General features: G+C 27.2%; 12 protein-coding genes and 11 pseudogenes. 16 read left to right on the top strand and 7 right to left on the bottom strand.

Annotated features, from left to right (window positions below):
• Nucleotides 1–88: 88 nt before the first annotated feature.
• The 6 genes and pseudogenes from BBIDN127_RS05800 (at nt 89) to BBIDN127_RS05775 (ending at nt 4,712) form a co-directional block, all read left to right on the top strand.
• Nucleotides 89–617: pseudogene (locus BBIDN127_RS05800) on the top strand (DUF643 domain-containing protein).
• 181 nt (nt 618–798) lie between these two features.
• The gene (locus BBIDN127_RS05795; protein ID WP_014017590.1) at nt 799–1,365 is read left to right on the top strand and encodes a DUF603 domain-containing protein; all 567 of its coding nucleotides are present in this window, start codon (nt 799–801) and stop codon (nt 1,363–1,365) included.
• A pseudogene (locus BBIDN127_RS05790) lies at nt 1,362–2,715 on the top strand (PBSX family phage terminase large subunit). The gene BBIDN127_RS05795 and the pseudogene BBIDN127_RS05790 overlap by 4 nt, the downstream one beginning before the upstream one ends.
• Nucleotides 2,716–2,780: 65 nt before the next feature.
• A pseudogene (locus tag BBIDN127_RS05785) lies at nt 2,781–3,539 on the top strand (anti-CBASS protein Acb1 family protein); the annotation flags it as partial.
• A gap of 180 nt (nt 3,540–3,719) precedes the next feature.
• Nucleotides 3,720–4,175 carry a Bdr family repetitive protein gene (bdr, locus tag BBIDN127_RS05780; RefSeq protein ID WP_014017586.1) on the top strand — a complete coding sequence of 152 codons (456 nt, stop codon included), beginning with the start codon at nt 3,720–3,722 and terminating at the stop codon, nt 4,173–4,175.
• 105 nt (nt 4,176–4,280) lie between these two features.
• Nucleotides 4,281–4,712, top strand: coding sequence for an Mlp family lipoprotein (locus tag BBIDN127_RS05775; protein ID WP_014017585.1), 432 nt, complete (start codon nt 4,281–4,283; stop codon nt 4,710–4,712).
• A gap of 47 nt (nt 4,713–4,759) precedes the next feature.
• Here BBIDN127_RS05775 and BBIDN127_RS05770 read toward each other — a convergent pair.
• A pseudogene (locus BBIDN127_RS05770) lies at nt 4,760–5,744 on the bottom strand (ERF family protein).
• Between the two features lie 6 nt (nt 5,745–5,750).
• Between BBIDN127_RS05770 and BBIDN127_RS05765 the strand changes: the two are divergent.
• The 5 genes and pseudogenes from BBIDN127_RS05765 to BBIDN127_RS07265 form a co-directional block, all read left to right on the top strand.
• Nucleotides 5,751–6,269, top strand: a pseudogene (locus BBIDN127_RS05765) (ParA family protein); the annotation flags it as partial.
• A 17-nt stretch (nt 6,270–6,286) separates the two neighbouring features.
• Nucleotides 6,287–6,846: pseudogene (locus BBIDN127_RS05760) on the top strand (chromosome replication/partitioning protein).
• A 16-nt stretch (nt 6,847–6,862) separates the two neighbouring features.
• Nucleotides 6,863–7,348 (top strand): Bdr family repetitive protein, encoded by a 486-nt coding sequence (gene bdr, locus BBIDN127_RS07820; RefSeq protein WP_014017582.1) that lies wholly within the window; start codon nt 6,863–6,865, stop codon nt 7,346–7,348.
• 483 nt (nt 7,349–7,831) lie between these two features.
• Nucleotides 7,832–9,166 (top strand): annotated as a pseudogene (locus tag BBIDN127_RS07960) (DUF244 domain-containing protein).
• Between the two features lie 51 nt (nt 9,167–9,217).
• Nucleotides 9,218–9,362 (top strand): annotated as a pseudogene (locus tag BBIDN127_RS07265) (DUF261 family protein); the annotation flags it as partial.
• Here BBIDN127_RS07265 and BBIDN127_RS05745 read toward each other — a convergent pair.
• Nucleotides 9,360–10,039, bottom strand: a pseudogene (locus tag BBIDN127_RS05745) (site-specific integrase); the annotation flags it as partial. The pseudogenes BBIDN127_RS07265 and BBIDN127_RS05745 sit on opposite strands and share 3 nt — an antisense overlap.
• A gap of 419 nt (nt 10,040–10,458) precedes the next feature.
• Here BBIDN127_RS05745 and BBIDN127_RS07985 point away from each other — a divergent pair.
• Together BBIDN127_RS07985 and BBIDN127_RS07695 are read left to right on the top strand one after the other, a co-directional pair.
• Complete coding sequence (locus BBIDN127_RS07985) at nt 10,459–10,683, top strand: hypothetical protein (RefSeq protein WP_014017577.1); 225 nt, start codon at nt 10,459–10,461, stop codon at nt 10,681–10,683.
• An 842-nt stretch (nt 10,684–11,525) separates the two neighbouring features.
• Nucleotides 11,526–11,684, top strand: a complete 159-nt coding sequence (locus tag BBIDN127_RS07695) for a hypothetical protein (RefSeq protein ID WP_014017575.1) — start codon at nt 11,526–11,528, stop codon at nt 11,682–11,684.
• A 226-nt stretch (nt 11,685–11,910) separates the two neighbouring features.
• Here BBIDN127_RS07695 and BBIDN127_RS07580 read toward each other — a convergent pair.
• A pseudogene (locus tag BBIDN127_RS07580) lies at nt 11,911–12,027 on the bottom strand (DUF735 family protein); the annotation flags it as partial.
• Nucleotide 12,028: 1 nt separating this feature from the next.
• A pseudogene (locus BBIDN127_RS05730) lies at nt 12,029–12,359 on the bottom strand (DUF603 domain-containing protein); the annotation flags it as partial.
• A gap of 215 nt (nt 12,360–12,574) precedes the next feature.
• Here BBIDN127_RS05730 and BBIDN127_RS05725 point away from each other — a divergent pair.
• Nucleotides 12,575–12,919 (top strand): TM2 domain-containing protein, encoded by a 345-nt coding sequence (locus BBIDN127_RS05725; protein ID WP_014017571.1) that lies wholly within the window; start codon nt 12,575–12,577, stop codon nt 12,917–12,919.
• Between the two features lie 12 nt (nt 12,920–12,931).
• Nucleotides 12,932–13,288 (top strand): hypothetical protein, encoded by a 357-nt coding sequence (locus BBIDN127_RS05720; protein ID WP_014017570.1) that lies wholly within the window; start codon nt 12,932–12,934, stop codon nt 13,286–13,288.
• Nucleotides 13,289–13,497: 209 nt separating this feature from the next.
• On the opposite strand, the gene eppA is transcribed toward BBIDN127_RS05720, so the two are convergent.
• Nucleotides 13,498–14,007 carry an exported protein A EppA gene (gene eppA / locus BBIDN127_RS05715; protein ID WP_014017569.1) on the bottom strand — a complete coding sequence of 170 codons (510 nt, stop codon included), beginning with the start codon at nt 14,005–14,007 and terminating at the stop codon, nt 13,498–13,500.
• 108 nt (nt 14,008–14,115) lie between these two features.
• Entirely contained in the window at nt 14,116–14,742 is a 627-nt protein-coding gene (locus tag BBIDN127_RS05710; protein WP_014017568.1) for a hypothetical protein, read from the bottom strand.
• Nucleotides 14,743–15,173: 431 nt separating this feature from the next.
• Between BBIDN127_RS05710 and BBIDN127_RS05705 the strand changes: the two genes are divergently transcribed.
• Nucleotides 15,174–15,950, top strand: coding sequence for a tyrosine-type recombinase/integrase (locus tag BBIDN127_RS05705; RefSeq protein WP_014017567.1), 777 nt, complete (start codon nt 15,174–15,176; stop codon nt 15,948–15,950).
• Nucleotides 15,951–15,978: 28 nt separating this feature from the next.
• On the opposite strand, the gene BBIDN127_RS05700 is transcribed toward BBIDN127_RS05705, so the two are convergent.
• A complete protein-coding gene (locus BBIDN127_RS05700; RefSeq protein WP_014017566.1) occupies nt 15,979–16,380 on the bottom strand; it encodes a DUF261 domain-containing protein in 402 nt (133 codons plus the stop codon).
• Between the last annotated feature and the right edge of the window lie 27 nt (nt 16,381–16,407).

Genomic DNA, 16,407 nt, shown 5'->3' with positions numbered 1-16,407 from the left:
GAAATATTTTTTGTCAAAATTTTCATTCAAAAAGTGCCAAAAACTATTGTTAAAAATATTGTTTATTTATATACTCTCTAGAGTTATGATGTATATAAATGAGATTTCAGATTTTTATGATTGTTTGAGCCCAGGAACAAAAAAGGAAATAAGCAAACTTTATGGAGTTAAGCAATTAACTCTAGAACAAAAAAAGGATTTTTATAGAGGTTTTGTATCAATACAAGAATACAAAAGAAAAACCGGAAAAAGTATTGATAAAATCATAAATGCTATTGTAGACCCTGCAAAAAATTTTATTGAAGACGTTCTGAAAGATAAGCATATAATAGAAAAGTATAAAAATTTTCAAAATATGAAGTTTGATTGTAGATACAAAAAAGGAATGCTAGAGAAATGTTTGAAAAAAATGGGAGAGAAATATTCCGATCGGTTTTTGAGTATTGTTTCTGATATTATGGATGAGATTGGCAAAAAAGATCCAAAACGAGAATCAATAGCCGTGGTTCTCGACTTTGTAGAGATATTATTTATAATCATGCACTACTTATGATAAGGGAATTTGTACAAGGAAGTATCTTATAAAAACAATGAAAGATTTTTCCGAATTTGTATAGTCAAGTTGTAGTAAAATTTAATAAATTAGTTAATCGCTATTTTTAAATCAATAAAAGTCAATAAATATCAAACATTTATTAATAGATATCAACAAGACAATAGTTTATGTTAACAATTTACAAATTGAATTACTATTTAGAGAAACAATTTGTTAATTTTGTTAATTTAGGAGAAATTTTTTTGAAAAAAGGTAAAAGGTCTTTTGATGATTATGTTGCATATTTTAGCGAGGGCTTATTAAGCGATGTAGAAATAGCTGACAAATTAGGAGTTTCTAAAGTAAATGTGTGGAGAATGAGACAAAAATGGGAAAGTGGAGGAAATTTTATTAACGAAGACTCTAGAGTAATAATTAGTGAAGATACTTTTGAACACCTTTTGTCGCAAACCTTTAGATCAGAAGTTAACGCTAGGAAAGTTAGAAGCGAATTGGATGTAGAGCGGGCTAATTTAGAATTAGGGTTTATAAATGCATTTAAGCAATATTCTAGTGTTGAGCTTGTTAGCATGCATACTAAAATAGAAAATTTAAGAGCCGAAATTGACGCTTTAAATAAAGCAAGTAGGAAAAAAAACAAGCAAGTTGATAATGGAGAAATTGATTCTTTAAAAAGCGAGCTTGATGAATATGTAAAGGAGTGTTCAATAAGAGAAATGGAGCTTTACTATGAATGTATTAAAAAACTTGCAACTGCTAATGAAGCTGAAAGCAAAAGCAACTACAAAAATAGTAAAGGGCACAAGTGAACTTATATCAAACAAAACTTTTTACAACACTCCAAAAGGAATACAAAAATAAATATGGAGTTGACATATCACAATTTGTAAAGCTAACAAACTGCTCAATTAATTTTGCTAAGTTTGAAGAAAAACAGTTAACTTTAAAACAAAAAAATGTGATAAAAAGCATACAAAAGAATAATGAAAAGAAGATTATACTCAGCGGTGGCATAGCTAGCGGCAAAACGTATCTTGCATGTTATCTTTTTCTCAAAAGTTTAATTGAAAATAAAAAGTTATACTCTAGTGATACTAATAATTTCATTATTGGCAATTCACAACGTTCAGTTGAAGTTAATGTTTTGGGGCAATTTGAAAAGCTATGCAAACTTCTTAAAATTCCTTATATTTCAAGACATACAAATAATTTCATATATTCTGATTGATTCACTGCGTATTAATCTATACGGTGGAGATAAGGCAAGTGATTTTGAAAGGTTTAGGGGTAGTAATTCGGCACTTATTTTTGTGAATGAGGCTACAACTTTACACAAGCAAACGTTAGAGGAAGTTTTAAAAAGACTTAGGTGTGGGCAAAAAACTATTATTTTTGATACTAATCCCGATCATCCGGAACACTATTTTAAAACCGACTATATTGATAATATCGCGACTTTTAAGACATATAATTTTACAACTTATGACAATGTTCTACTTAGTAAAGGATTTATAGAAGCTCAAGAGAAACTCTATAAAGATATACTATCATATAAAGCAAGAGTTTTGCTAGGTGAATGGATAGTAAGCACTGATTCAATTTTTACACAAATAAATATTACTGAGGATTATGTGTTTACTAGTCCAATAGCATATTTAGGCCCAGCATTTAGCGTTGGGGGGGATAACACTGCATTATGTGTTATGGAGCGGGTTGATGATAAGTATTATGCTTTTGTATTTCAAGACCAACGACCAGCCAATGACCCATATATTATGAATATGATCAAGACCGTTTTAGAGAATTTCAATGTACATACACTGTATTTAGAGGACAGAGACAATACAAAAGGTGCTGGTGGATTGACTCGTGAATATATTTTGCTAAGAAATAATATGAGCCAATATTTTAGAATTGTTCCAGTTAAGCCAAAATCGAATAAATTTAGCAGAATAACAACGTTAATTACGCCGTTTACTTACAAGAAACTTTACATTACAAAGTACAGCAGTTCTTCTGTATTTAATGATATTTATTCATATAAGGGGGATAATAAAACCCATGATGACGCTCTTGATGCAATATCTGCAGCATATTTGATGTTGTCTTTAGGATATAAAGAGAGAAGTGTTCACTTTGGCAACCAAAGATTTTTGTAAATTTTATTGACAAAAATATTAGTTTTTGCTATCATACATCTAATTTAATAAAGAGAAGTAAAACGGTGTGTGATTTAAGAAAAACAAAATTAATAGATAAAATAAGTTCACTAGAACTATATAAATATTCAATATTTTTTAGAAATTACATAGAAAATGTAGCAGAAGATTGTCTCAAGAACGGGCTTGTTCTTGAGAGTGCTGACCACAATGTTAGCGAGGTTGAACTTGCTAGGTTAAAGGTACAGCTTAAGAATGCTCTGCTTAATTGTATTACAAGCTACCGTTTTAATGGTATTGGCTATGTTTTAGTAAAACCCAAAGATACCCTAATAGATCTCGAACAACCCGTTAATATAGAATTACCTATTGGTTTTGAATACCTTGATTATGAATATGTAAGAGATTTGGGAGTTGATTTTGATCATATAACCTATAAAGTAAAATCCAACAATAAGAACAATTCTTTAGATGCAGTTAAAATACATAAAAGTCGACTTATCATATATGAAAACTTTGATTATATCTTAAAAAGATATGTTCCTTGTTATACAGAAAGCTTTTTGCTAGATATTTATTTATTTGAAAAGATATACGTCGAAATAGAAAGACGTATTGAAAACCACAATTTTTTGTTTTACAAAGATGAATCTTTAGTACAGCTGCAAGACGCGCTCTCTAGCGCAACAACTTCTTTGAGTGCGCTTACTCATAGTAATAATGACAGAGGAAGTGGTATTTTATCTTCTTTTTTGAGAAAACAAAATACAAACAATCATAGTAAAGATATTTCTAATTTAAGAAACCTTAATGACTCATTTAATTTAAGGATTTTGTAATATTTTTTTTAAAAAAACTGTAGTAAAAAATTTAAAACTGATATTCTAAGTTAAAAATGTAAATTACAAAAAGGTTTTTCTTGCAAGAAATTCTACTTTACATATAAAAATCTCTAAAGCCAATCAATCTAAAATAGTGTATAATATAGTTTAAGAGAAAATTTTATGGAAACAGTGTCAACAAGCGTTAGCGGTATTAGTCAAGAACAAATATATAAAGAATTTATTAGACTGGGTATGGAACAACTAATAGCACAAGATTTATCTAAAAGATATTATCACAATGAGCTAACATATAGAGATTTAGAAAATTTAGAAAAACAATTTGATATTAAATTTGATAATCTTGTTTCTAAAATAGATAATGTCAAAAGCGAACTTAACACTAAAATTGATAATGTAGAGAAGAATTTACAAAAGGATATATCTAATTTAGATATCAAGATAGATAATGTAGAAAAGAATTTAAATCTAAAAATAGATGGCTTGAATATCAAAATAGACAATGTTGAAAAGAATTTAATGTCTCTTTCAGAAATGCTTAAATGGGTATTGGGAATTATGGGGGCAATGTCTATAACAATGATAGCAGGACTAATATTTGCTTTTATTTCCAAATAGCTACCACCTCACTTAAAACATATCAATTCAAGTAATAATTGTTTATCCAATATTTAGTATTAATAATTGATTTATTAAACATTATTAATAAAAAAAGGAGTAACAATGAAAATCATCAACATATTATTTTGTTTATTTTTATTAATGCTAAACGGCTGTAATTCTAATGATAATGACACTTTAAAAAACAATGCCCAACAAACAAAAAGCAGGGGAAAGCGTGATTTAACTCAAAAAGAAGTACAACAAGAAAAACCAAAATCTAAAGAAGAACTACTTAGAGAAAAGTTATCTAATGATCAAAAAAAACACCTTAACTGGTTAAAAACTGCATTAACTGGTGCTGGAAAATTTGATAACTTTTTAGAAAATGATGAAGGCAAAATTACATCGGCGCTTGAACATATAAAGACTGAACTTGATAAATGTAATGGAAATGATGAAGGAAAAAACAATTTCAAAACCGTGGTTGAAGGGTTCTTTAGCAGCGGGGATATAAATAAATTTTCAGAACAGGCAACTAGTACCTGCAATTAGAAATATAGCAGCCCCCATTATGGGGGCTTTACTATGTAAGAATATTACTATGCTGCAAATATATAATCAAATTGCTTTTCTTCTTTTAAGACACCAAAGATTATTAATGGGCTAGGGCCATAAGTAGTCCTCTTAAACGCCATAAACTTTTCAAAATCCTTTAAATCCCGCAATTTATTGTTTTTCTTGAAATAGTTTTTTATAATCTCCGCCCAATATTTTATACCCTTAAAATCACTATTTTCCTCAAAATACAAGATTAACTCAGATTCAATTTTTTTGATATCATCAACATTATTGGGGTCTATGTTCTGAATAAAGCTTATTTTTTGAATAATTGAGTTTATGTTATCTTTTGTTGTGGGACTATTTACCCAATCTTTTATATTAGACAACGCTTCTTTAAAAATACTGTAATAATAAAGCCTAGTTTTTTTCTGATTTTGATTAATGTCATTTCTTTGCTCTAGATTAATGTCTCTTTTCTGGTTTTGAATAGTGTTATTTTTTTTGAATTCGATTAATCTCTTGTTCTTGTTCTCTTTTTTGTTCTTGTTCTTGATTAACACTAGATTGTTTGCTAGGCATAGAATTTCTATTTTCATAATTATTGTAAATAGACGCTGCATCAGTATCAACTTCGCTTTTTATGCAAAGATGTCCTACTAAAGCGTACCTTTTGAAATAAGTAATAGCTGATCCAACAAATTGTAGCATTGTATTAATATTTTTAGACCCATTTTCACTGTTTCATTGTAATTTATCTATATGAATTCGCGTATCAAATGAGTATTTGTACACAGTGCTTGTATTGTAGAATGTAGTCCTAATATAATCAACTATGCCATATTGACCCTCTACAGAAATTGGATCTTGCGTAAAAAAAAGATCTAAATTATGCTTATCAATAACGTCATAAATTACTTCTACTATGTCATTGAAATCTTGATACTTATACCCATACCCTTTAAGACTTTTGTCAATACGCGGCAAGTTTCTGATTAGAGTTTTTATATCTTTTCTGAAGCTTATTTCTGCTTAGACTTAATACCAAATTATTTAAGTTTACATAAATTTTCAAGCGAGTTTATTCCCCTTAAAGAATTGAGATTAAAAGACAACTTAATTTTTTTAAAACAGGATTATGATTACATAATAATAGATACTAATCCAAGTCTAGATTTTACTTTATCCAATGCTTTAATGACTAGTAATTGTATAATAGTTCCAATGACAGCAGAAAAATGGGCAGTAGAAAATTTAGAGCTATTAGAATTTTATATAAAGAAGTTAAGAATAAAAATCCCAATTTTTATTCTTATAACAAGATTTAAAAAAAATAATACGCATAAAGAGCTATTAAAACATGTTAGGGCCAAAAAAGGATTTTTAGGAATCGTACATGAAAGAGAAGATTTAAATAAAAAAATTACTGGGAATGATGAATTTGATATGACTAAAGATTATATCGAAGAATACAAAGAAGCAGCATCAAAATTTTTTAATATGTATGAAAAATATATTATAAAGAGTTGTTCAGAAACTGAACAACTCTAAAGTAGAGGAGATTTTTTATGAAAATAGAATTAAATAAAAGAGTTTTGTCAGAAGAAATAGATCCTGATGTTGAAAAAAAATTGTTACCAATGAAGATGCAATTATTCATTACAATGCCTTAAAGGATAGATTGAGAGCAAATTTTAGGAAAGAAATATTTCATAAAGTGGACAATATTAGAATTTTAAAAGAAATAAAAGATAACGAATATTATAAACTCGATGGATATAAAAGTTTTGATGCTTTTATTAAGAATTACAATATAGCAAAGACACAGGCCTATGCTTATTTAAAATTAGCAGCTGCTTTACAAGAGGGGATTCTTAAAGAAGATTATTTAATAGAAAATGGTATTCAAAATTCTCTTGAGCTAATACAAAATAAAGAAAGTTTAACATTCAAAAAATCTAAACAAAATCCAATAAAACCACTAAGATTTCAACTTAAAACTCAAGAAAGTTACGATTTCTACAAAAACAATGCTAACTTTACAAGTTTTATGATGCAGGATATTTTTGAAAATCAAAAAGACTGGATTAATAAGCTGTTAAAAAAGTATAAACAATTGAAAGGATAATAAGGGGGGGGATTTTATGCGCAATTTAGCATACAGAACATACAATATAGAAAGTATAAAAAATGAGTTTTTAAATATAGGGTTTAGCGAAGAGGCAATAGATTTTGTTTTTCTTCATAATGATAATTACAACTTTGAATTTTTAAAAGAAAAAATAATTGATGTAGAAAAAAATTTGAGAAAAGATATATCTAATTTAGATACTAAAATAGATAGTGTTAAAAATGAACTTAATACCAAGATAGATTTTTCCGAAAAAAATTTGAATATAAAAATAGATAGTTTAGATACCAAAATAGATAATGTAGAAAAAAGTTTAACTGCCAAAATAGATAGTTTAGATATTAAAATAGATAATGTAAAAAACGAACTTAATACCAAAATAGATAGCGTAAAAAACGAACTTAATGCAAGTAATAGAACAATACAAGTAATTTTAATAATGGGAATAACGCTCGCTCCAATTATCTATTCTATATTCAATAAGTATTTTTTAAATTAAGAATGATTAAAATTTTATAAAGTAATAAGTTAGTATATAGCTTTAAAGTAGAATTTATTTAAATTTTTTAACAAGAGAATTTAAATAAATTCTTTTATTTTAACAAATACAAATTGATTTTAATTCTAAATTGGACTATATTCAATTGTTGAAAAGCTTTTAAAAAATAATTTTTAATAAGTGAATTCGATTAAGCCCCAACTTTATTAAGTTCTTTAACAAGAGCTTAATAAAGCTTATATTTATTATAGTAATTTTTATAAAAAAGTTGGCAAAAATAGTTTTTGTTATATATATGTATGTGAATAGCTAAAAAAGTGTATTGCTGTCAAAAAAATCCAATTAAGTTGGGTTTAGCTAAGTTCTTAGACAATAGAATTTAAATAAGCCTAACTATTTTTTTGTAAAGATTTTTGTAAAGAAGTTGGCAAAAATAGTTTTTGCTATATAATTATTTAGTATTGAAAAAACAGGAGGAAAAAGATGAAAAATCTTTCAAACAATAATAATCAAGAAATACAAAATAATATTCAAGGAGATCTCAAAATGATAAGTGTTAATCAACAAAGTTTTACTGGATGTGAAATATTTGAGGAAAAATTTTTTCCCATTAAAGAAAAAAGTAAATTAAGCAAGATAGGCAAGAAATTACCCGGAATAAGTAGTCAAGAGTGTTTTAGATTTAATCGAAATATTGATTTTAGTACACAAAGAAACAGGCTAGATAAATACGGAGCTAGTGAAGTAGGTAGTATTCTAATTGGTGGCGCAGGACTAAAAGATTTAATGGTGAATAGAGTGCTTAAATATTTTGGAATAAGCATGCCTTTTGAAGAGAATTTGTATATGCTCAAGGGCAAAGAATTAGAGAATTTGGGATTTAGAGAATTTGTTAAAGCATACGGTGATAATATTGATATTTTGTATAAGAATAAATATGCCAATGGACTTGATAAGTATAACTATTTCAAAAAAATGGGAAGTGCAGAAACTTTAGTGGGCTCAACAATTGATTGCTAGTTTATCAATAATACTGGTGATTTAGAGCTTTTAGAAATTAAAAGTGGCGATTCTAATTATATGAGTAGTGCTATTGCTGAGGACAATAAAAATAGAAATTTTTTTTAAGTAGTAAATATTTTTTCAAATACTATGTGCAGGCGCAAATGCAGCTAGCATGTACTGAGCTTGAGCATTGTAATTTGTTCTTTTTAATCGATGCTGCACCAACCAGTTAACTGTAAGATTAAGAGAAATGAGGACTTAATATCAAAAGTTTTTGAAAATGTGAATAAATGTGAATTAGAAATTAGAAATTATAAATTTAAAAAAAAAGATATTTCTAGTAACTATAGAGAGGAATACTTAATGGCACACAATTTTAATGAGGAAACGTTTATAAAGCTTGTGGAAGATTTAGTAGAAAGGAGCGATTTTTATAGTTCTGGAGTTGAGTTTAATTAGGCAAGAGAATTTGTAGAATATGTTGATTGTGCAGACCTTGAAATTAGGGATAATTAATCTGCTGAAAATCTTGCGTGTGATCTAATGAAGATTGATAGTCTACAGAAAGAATTAAATAGAATTCAAAACGAAAATAAAAAACATAGAAAAGCCTATTAAAGGTAGGCTGAAAATGCTAATTTACAATATTACGAATACATATCCACTAATTAAGCAGCTAAATTATAAATGTTTACTCTTGATCCTAAGAAAAGGGCAATATCTGATAGATTAGGGGGATTATTGCCAACAAGTGGAACAGTATTTTTCCCAAGCAATATAGCATTTGCAAATAATGTTAGTGTCCCCATGTGAATGGGCACACTAAAAAATTAAAGAAATAATTTAATATAGGAGAGGTAAACAATGCTTATTAATAAAATAAAACAATACAATAACTTTAAGACCAGAGATACAAAAATGGGGGCGTTACTTTTTGTGTCTACATTATTATACAAGTCTATTTAAGAAACGTGAATTTAATGCATATAATATAAATACAGCGTATTTTCATAAGGTCTTTAATTTGAAAAGAATTGTAACCATTAGATTTTAAATTTGAAATAAATAAGTTTCGACACAAATGGAGAGATTTATTTACACGAAACCCCGACTTTTTAAGAAGATTTTTGAATTTTTTAGAAATATGGATAATATCAATTTGGTTATCTTTAAACTTATGTTTGCTCTTTTGAAAAAGATAGGTACGTCTTGTATCAAGAGTTTTTTCTTCGAAATGATTTTTATGAGCTGTTTGGATAGCCTGAAACTCTTGGGAGCTAATGACAATTTCTCTAATACAAGCGACATTTCTTTTTTTTAGCAACATTTACTTTAATAGTATATAAAGTTTTTCCAGTTATGCTTTAAAGGGAGTAATATCTTGCATTTTTACTTTTTGCATTTCAGTGCCCCTACACCCACTTATTAAGAGTAAATGCACAAACCAACCAGAAATTGGGTCAATTTGTTTTAAGGTTTGGCACAGTTTAGAATTAATTTGATAATTTTTGGAGTCAAGAAAAACTTAGGGGTTGGTTTTGAATTTTCTTTTTTACGTTTAGAAGAAATTTTTAGAGAATTTTTAAGAATTTTGTTTTCATTTACTACTTTATTATAAACTTTAAATGGTTTAAGTATAGAATCAATATTGTAATTATTTAAATTTAAATAATTATTAATGTCTATAAGACAAGCTCCTTCTAGGTATTACTTTTAAATTAAGTAAAAGTAATAAAAATAGATAAAAATAGTAATTTATATTTTACTAAAAACAAAAAATTTTAGTCAAATTATGTGTGTTCTCATTGCATGCAAAATCTGAGCTGTAGGATTGCTGTAATAAGGATAAGTGTCAATTTCTAGGGGTGGAGCACAAGAAAGATACTATACTTTAAGTGACATATAGCAAAGACTTTGAAATTTAATTTGTATACGTTTTATAATCTATTGTAATGAGTAGTGCATTTGCAATGGAAAGATTTTGGGGAGTTGGTTAAAATTACATTTGCGTTTTGTTAATCTGTAACAGATTAATGTAATAAAATTATATATTTAGATCTTTGAAATATTGGATTTATTAGGTGTTGCGTTAAGATTTAAAACTTATGAATAAGAAAATGTTTACTATTTGTCTTGTTTTTGCATTGATAGTTTCTTGCAAGAATTATGCAAGTGGTGAAGATGTAAAAAAAAGTTTAGAACAATCTGAACAATTTGAACAAGAGTTAAAAAAGCAAGTTACGGGATTTTTAGATATAAAAAAAAAGAGGAGGAGGTTGGGGGATTGGAGAACTTTAAATCAAAAGTTTCTTCAAAAGTTGACGAATTAATGCAAGCGGATGTGCCACAAGTGCAAGCTATAGAGCAATTAGCTCAAGTGTTGCTGAAGATTTGGGATTAGAATAAAAGGGGCTTAAAAAAATAGATCAAGAAATACAAGTACAGGAATTAAAAAGGCCTGAAAATAATTTAAAAGACAAAGAAGAGGATAAAAAAAGTTTTTAGAAGGGGCTAAAAAGAAGCTTGAAGAGCTTAAAAGACAAGTTGAATCTGCAACTGGAACAAATGATGCTGAAAAAATTAAAAATCAAGGTAAAATTGGACAAGAAGCTTTAAAGTATGCTAAAGGATTAGGTGTAAATGAAAGTTATTCTGCTAATGATGGTACTGATACTGATAAGTTTGCAAAAAAAGTTATAGATGATGCACTTAAAAATATTAATGAAGAGCTTAAAAAGTTAAATAATAAAGAAGAATAGAAAAAATGGTTTTAAAAATATAAATTATAATAGCACAAGACCCCCCGGTCTTGTGCTATTATTTGCATTGCTGATTGTTAAAGTATTTTATATGTCCTTTTAATTTTTATCAATTTTTATGCTAGTGTTTTTTATTTTGCTGCTATTGTCTTCTTTTATGAAATGTTTTTGATATTTTTCATATAATTTTTTATGATTTTCAAGATTAAATGCTATTGGTTCTTTAAAAATTTCAAAAGCTATTTTAAGGGTTTTAGAAGTTAGTACTTTTTTTGAAAAATCTTCTGATTTAGACGGAGAAATCCTAAGACTAGTAAAAATATAACTATGATTATATAAATTAGCTGCCGAATAACATACTATGTTGCCTTGTTTAATTTCTTCAGGGGTAAGTCTGCATTCAGATATTCCAATTGTTAGTTCAGATTCTTTTTCATTATCGAAGCTATATTTACATTAATGGCAACGAGGGTGATATTAATTTTGAAGATTTTAAACTGCAAGAAAATAGTGTGTATTGGGAATTAAGAAATGAAAAAAATGGAAATGAGATTGCATATTTTATTGCATAGGCCGATAAAAATGTTTTTAACTTAATGTATATATTTGGGACTGCTATTGTTGACGCTCTTAACAATACTAAGAAAGCTGAAGCAACAAAAGGATATGTTAATGTTTGAAGACATTAATGGGTTGGCATGTGGGTGTAGAGCCCTAAAAAAGGGGCAAAGATTGCTCTTTTTTTTTAAAAAAATAAGTATCTAAAAAAACTAACAACACAAAAAATATGATTATTAGTTATTCTTTTGATAAAGACGCCTCTATTATAATACCATCTTTATTATTAATTTTTAGAACTCTACCAATAGGAATAATTCGCTTTATAAAAGCATAAATTGAATGATCATAGCCCTTACATGCTAACAAGCTCAACACTAGAATATTGCTTAAATGCATTTATAAACCCCAATTCTAAATTAGCCCGCTCTAAATCCAATTCGCTTCTAACTTTCCTAGCGTTAACTTCTGCCCTAAAAGGTTTGCAACAAAAGGTGTTCAAAAGTATCTTTACCAATTGTTACTCTAGAGTTCTAGTTAATAAAATTTCCTCCACTTTCCCATTTTTGTCTCATTCTCCACACATTTACTTTAGAAGCTCCTAATTTGTCCGCTATTTCTACATTGCTTAATAATCCCTCGCTAAAATATGCAACATAATCATCAAAAGACCTTTTACCTTTTTTCAAAAAAATTTCTCCTAAAATAACAAAATTAACAAATTGTTACTCTAAATAGTAAAGCAATTTGTTAATTTAATTGACATAAACTGTTAACTTCTTTATACCCCTAACCAATGATCTATATTTACAATATTCATTAAATTTAAATATATAAAAATATAACTTACTTATATTAAATACTTTTAATTGGGTATGTTTTATTTTAAAAGGAGCTTAAAACTATGTCAAAAACTATTGACGAAATATATTGCCATTCTTGTGGCAAACCAATTAAAAAAGAAGCTGAAATTTGTGTTGCTTGTGGAGTTAAAAATAAACAAGTTAAAAAATCTTATAACAGATTAGCAGCAGTATTATTCTGCTTATTTTTTGGTTATTTAGGAGTGCATAGATTTTATGTGGGGAAAACAGGAACCGGTTCTACATTTTTATGTACAACCCTTTTTTCTGTTTTGCTTACTATCTTTACCATAGGTCTTGGATCAATAATTACAGCGCCCGTACTAGCAACATTGGGAATTATAATTTTCATTGATTTTATAAGAATATTAATAAATAAATTTTAAAAAGGATTTTAAATGACAAAAAAAACAATGTTTACAATGTTAATAATATTGATGACAATTATTTTAAACTGCAAATCAAATAATGGCAACAACAAAAATAATAATGAAGAAATATTAGGAGATAGTAAATTTTTTACAAATGAAAAAGAAAATAATGAAAAATACTCTTGGATTGCAACAAAATCAGAAGAAAGACCCGGAAATTGGCTAAATAAAAATCATGCACTCATGCGTTTAATTAATAGTACCCGGGGAATTTTTTATGATTTTGATTTTAATAACATTACCACTAAACATGATATTGGTTTCTATGATATATATGATATAAGATCAAATAAAATTAAAATTAAACTCTCAAAAATTCGCTAGCATTTAAAGAAAGTAAAGCAAATAACAAATATAAAATAATATAAATTATTTTCATTTATCATGATTCTCCAATATTAATAAGATAACAAGACTAGTTGCTAGTCTTGTTATTCATAATTTATGTTTACAAAAACCATTTATTTTATTTCGAAATCTTTTTTAGCTTTTCTTTAAGAAAAGTTTATAAGATTCTTTTTTCAAATTAAAATCTAATCTTTGGGCAAATCAGCCAAAATTTGTTTTAAAATTTGTTTAACTGTATTTGCTTTATCTTCAGAATAATCTTTTTTAAAATTATTTCTGGCGGTATCTCCATATTTCTCAGCATAATCAATTTTATCCGAATTTAGTTGTATCAAATAATTAAAAATCGAATCTGGATAACCCCCTATAAGTCTAATCATATCTTCAGACAGGGAAATACTATCAGCACCTATCTTAATTTTTATAAGATATTCAATAACCTCAAGAGCATCTAAAAACCCCCTTTTTTCTTTAATTCCAATTTTTCTTAAATCTCCTCTAATTCTAGGAGCATCGGAAAAAACATGACTTTTTTCATACTCATTTTTAAAATCATAATTATCTAGTCTTTTATTTATTAAATTAAAATCTTCTTCAGAAAAAACTCTTTTGGTTTCTGTATAATTTTCTTCTATATTTGCACTTAAACTTACTATAAATAAAAACAAAAATATTAACAGATTAATTTTTTTCATATCCCCTCCTAGCTTTATTGCCTAAATTTCAGCAATGTAAATGCGAATAAACAACAAGGCTGATTGTTGGTCTTGTTGTTTATAATTTTTACTATCAAAAACCATTTTTTATGATTTTTTATCTTCTGAATTTTGAGGCTCTGTTAGCTTTTCAAGCTCTTCTTTAATATTTTCAAGCGCATCATCTATAACTTTTTTTGCAAACTTATCAGTATCAGTACCATCATTAGCAGAATAACTTCCATTTACACCTAATTTTTTAGCATACAGAAAAGCTTCTCGTCCAATCTTGCCTTGATTTTTAACTTTATCAGTATTTTCAGTTACTAATTCAACTTGTTTTTTAAACTCTTCCAATTTCTGTTTAGCCTCTTCTAATTCTTTTTTTCTATCCTCTTTTGTCTTTTTTGAGCTATCTTTAAGTTCCTTTAATTCTTCTATTTTTTCTTCAAGGCCTTTCTCTTTTAATCCTGGATCTTCAAAAACACCTTGAGTCACTTGCTCTTCAGCTTGCACTTGTGATCCATCGGCTTGCATTAATTCTTCAACTTTTGAATAAGCTTCTGATCCAAGCTTTTTTAAACCGCCAACCAACTCTTCTTTTTTTGTATCCAAAAATCCTTCAACTTGTTCTTTTAAATTTTGTTTTAAATCTTCACCACTTGCATAATTCTTGCAAGAACTTATCATCGCAAAAACAAACCAAATAGCAAACATTTTCCTTTTCTTATTCATAAGTTACTCCATAAAGTCTAAATATTAGCACAACACCTAATAATTGCAATTTTTTAAAGATTTAACTATTTGATTTTGTTACATTTAGCTGTTACATATTAACAAAACGCAAATGTAATTTTAATCAAACTGCAAAAATCTCTCCATTGTAAATGCAATGCCCATTACAAAAGACTACAAAACACATACAAATTAAATTCCAAAGTCTTTGCTATATATTAGATAAAGTATCTAGTCTTTCTTAAGTCCACCCCTTAAAAATTGCCTCTTCTGTTTATTAAAACCACTCCACAACCCAAATTTCTCATGCAATGAGAACACTCTAAATTTGACTAAAATTTTAGGTTTTTGGTAAAATATAAATTACATTTTTATTAAATTTTTATTACTTTTACTTAATTTAAAAGTAACGCTTCCAAGGAGAGGATTTTATGGACTTTAATAATTATTTTAATTTAAATAATTTCAATATAGATTGTATGCTCAAATTCTTCCAAGACTATCAAAATGTATTAAATGAAAACAAAATTCTTAAAAATTCACTAAAAATTTCTTCTAAACCTAAAAAAGAATCTTCAAAACCAACTCCAAAGTTTTATTTGAATCAAAAAATTATCAAAATAATTGAAAAATGCGTCAAAACATTAAAACAAATTGACCCAATTTCTGGTTGGTTTTTACATCTACTGGCAATAAGTGGCTGCAGAGGGGCCGAACTGCAAAAAGTAAAAATGCAAGATATTACTCCCTTTTTAAGCAAAACTGGAGAAACTTTTTACAATATAAAAGTAAATGTAGCTAAAAAAAGAAATGTCACTTGCATTAGAGAAATTGTCATAAAATCTGTAGAGTTTGATGCTATTCAAAAAGCTCACGAAAATTACTTTAATGAAAAAAATCTTGACCCTCGGCGTACTTATCTTTTCCAAAAAACTAAACATAAATTTAAAGATAATCAAATTAGCATTATCCATATTTCTAATAAATTCAAAAATCTTCTCAAAAAGTCAGGATTTCGTGCTAATAAATCTCTTCATTTATTTAGAAATTTGTTTATTTCATATTTAAAATCTAATGGATATAACTCTTTCCAAATTAAAGAGCTTATGAAATATCATTCAACTTCCGAAATTGATAATATTTACGGGCTCTCTGCTGCTAACAAAATTCACGCTTATAAATGCATGAAAAATAATCTTAGGCTTTAAAAAACTATTTCAGTTTAAATATACGTTTTTAAGTTACTTTAAATATTTTCCCACGAGGCTTCAAGTCAAGTGAATCATATAATATTTCTTTATTTTTTGTTGCTATAAAGTGATAGCCATTAACCTTATCGATTTTAACTTCACTTATTTCAAATTCATTTGCTGCACCCAAATAATTTAAAGACTCATATCTTACACTACTTCTAATTCCGTAGTAATTAAGTATCATACATGGATTTATAATAAAACAATTGCTCTTAATGTAGCCAAGTCCTATAAATCTATAATACGCTGTATTTATATCATATGCATTAAATTCACGTTTCTTAAATAAACTTGTATAGTAATGTAGACACAAAAAGTAACAACCCCACTTTTGTATCTCTGGTCTTAAAGTTCTATTGTCTTGTTTTATTTTATTAATAATCATTGATTTCCTCTCCTATATTAAATTCTT

This window comes from Borreliella bissettiae DN127 (genome assembly GCF_000222305.1).
In the GTDB taxonomy this organism is placed as follows: Bacteria; Spirochaetota; Spirochaetia; order Borreliales; family Borreliaceae; genus Borreliella; species Borreliella carolinensis.
Note: the sequence above shows the minus strand (reverse complement) of the source record. Positions and strands in the feature narration are given on the sequence as shown.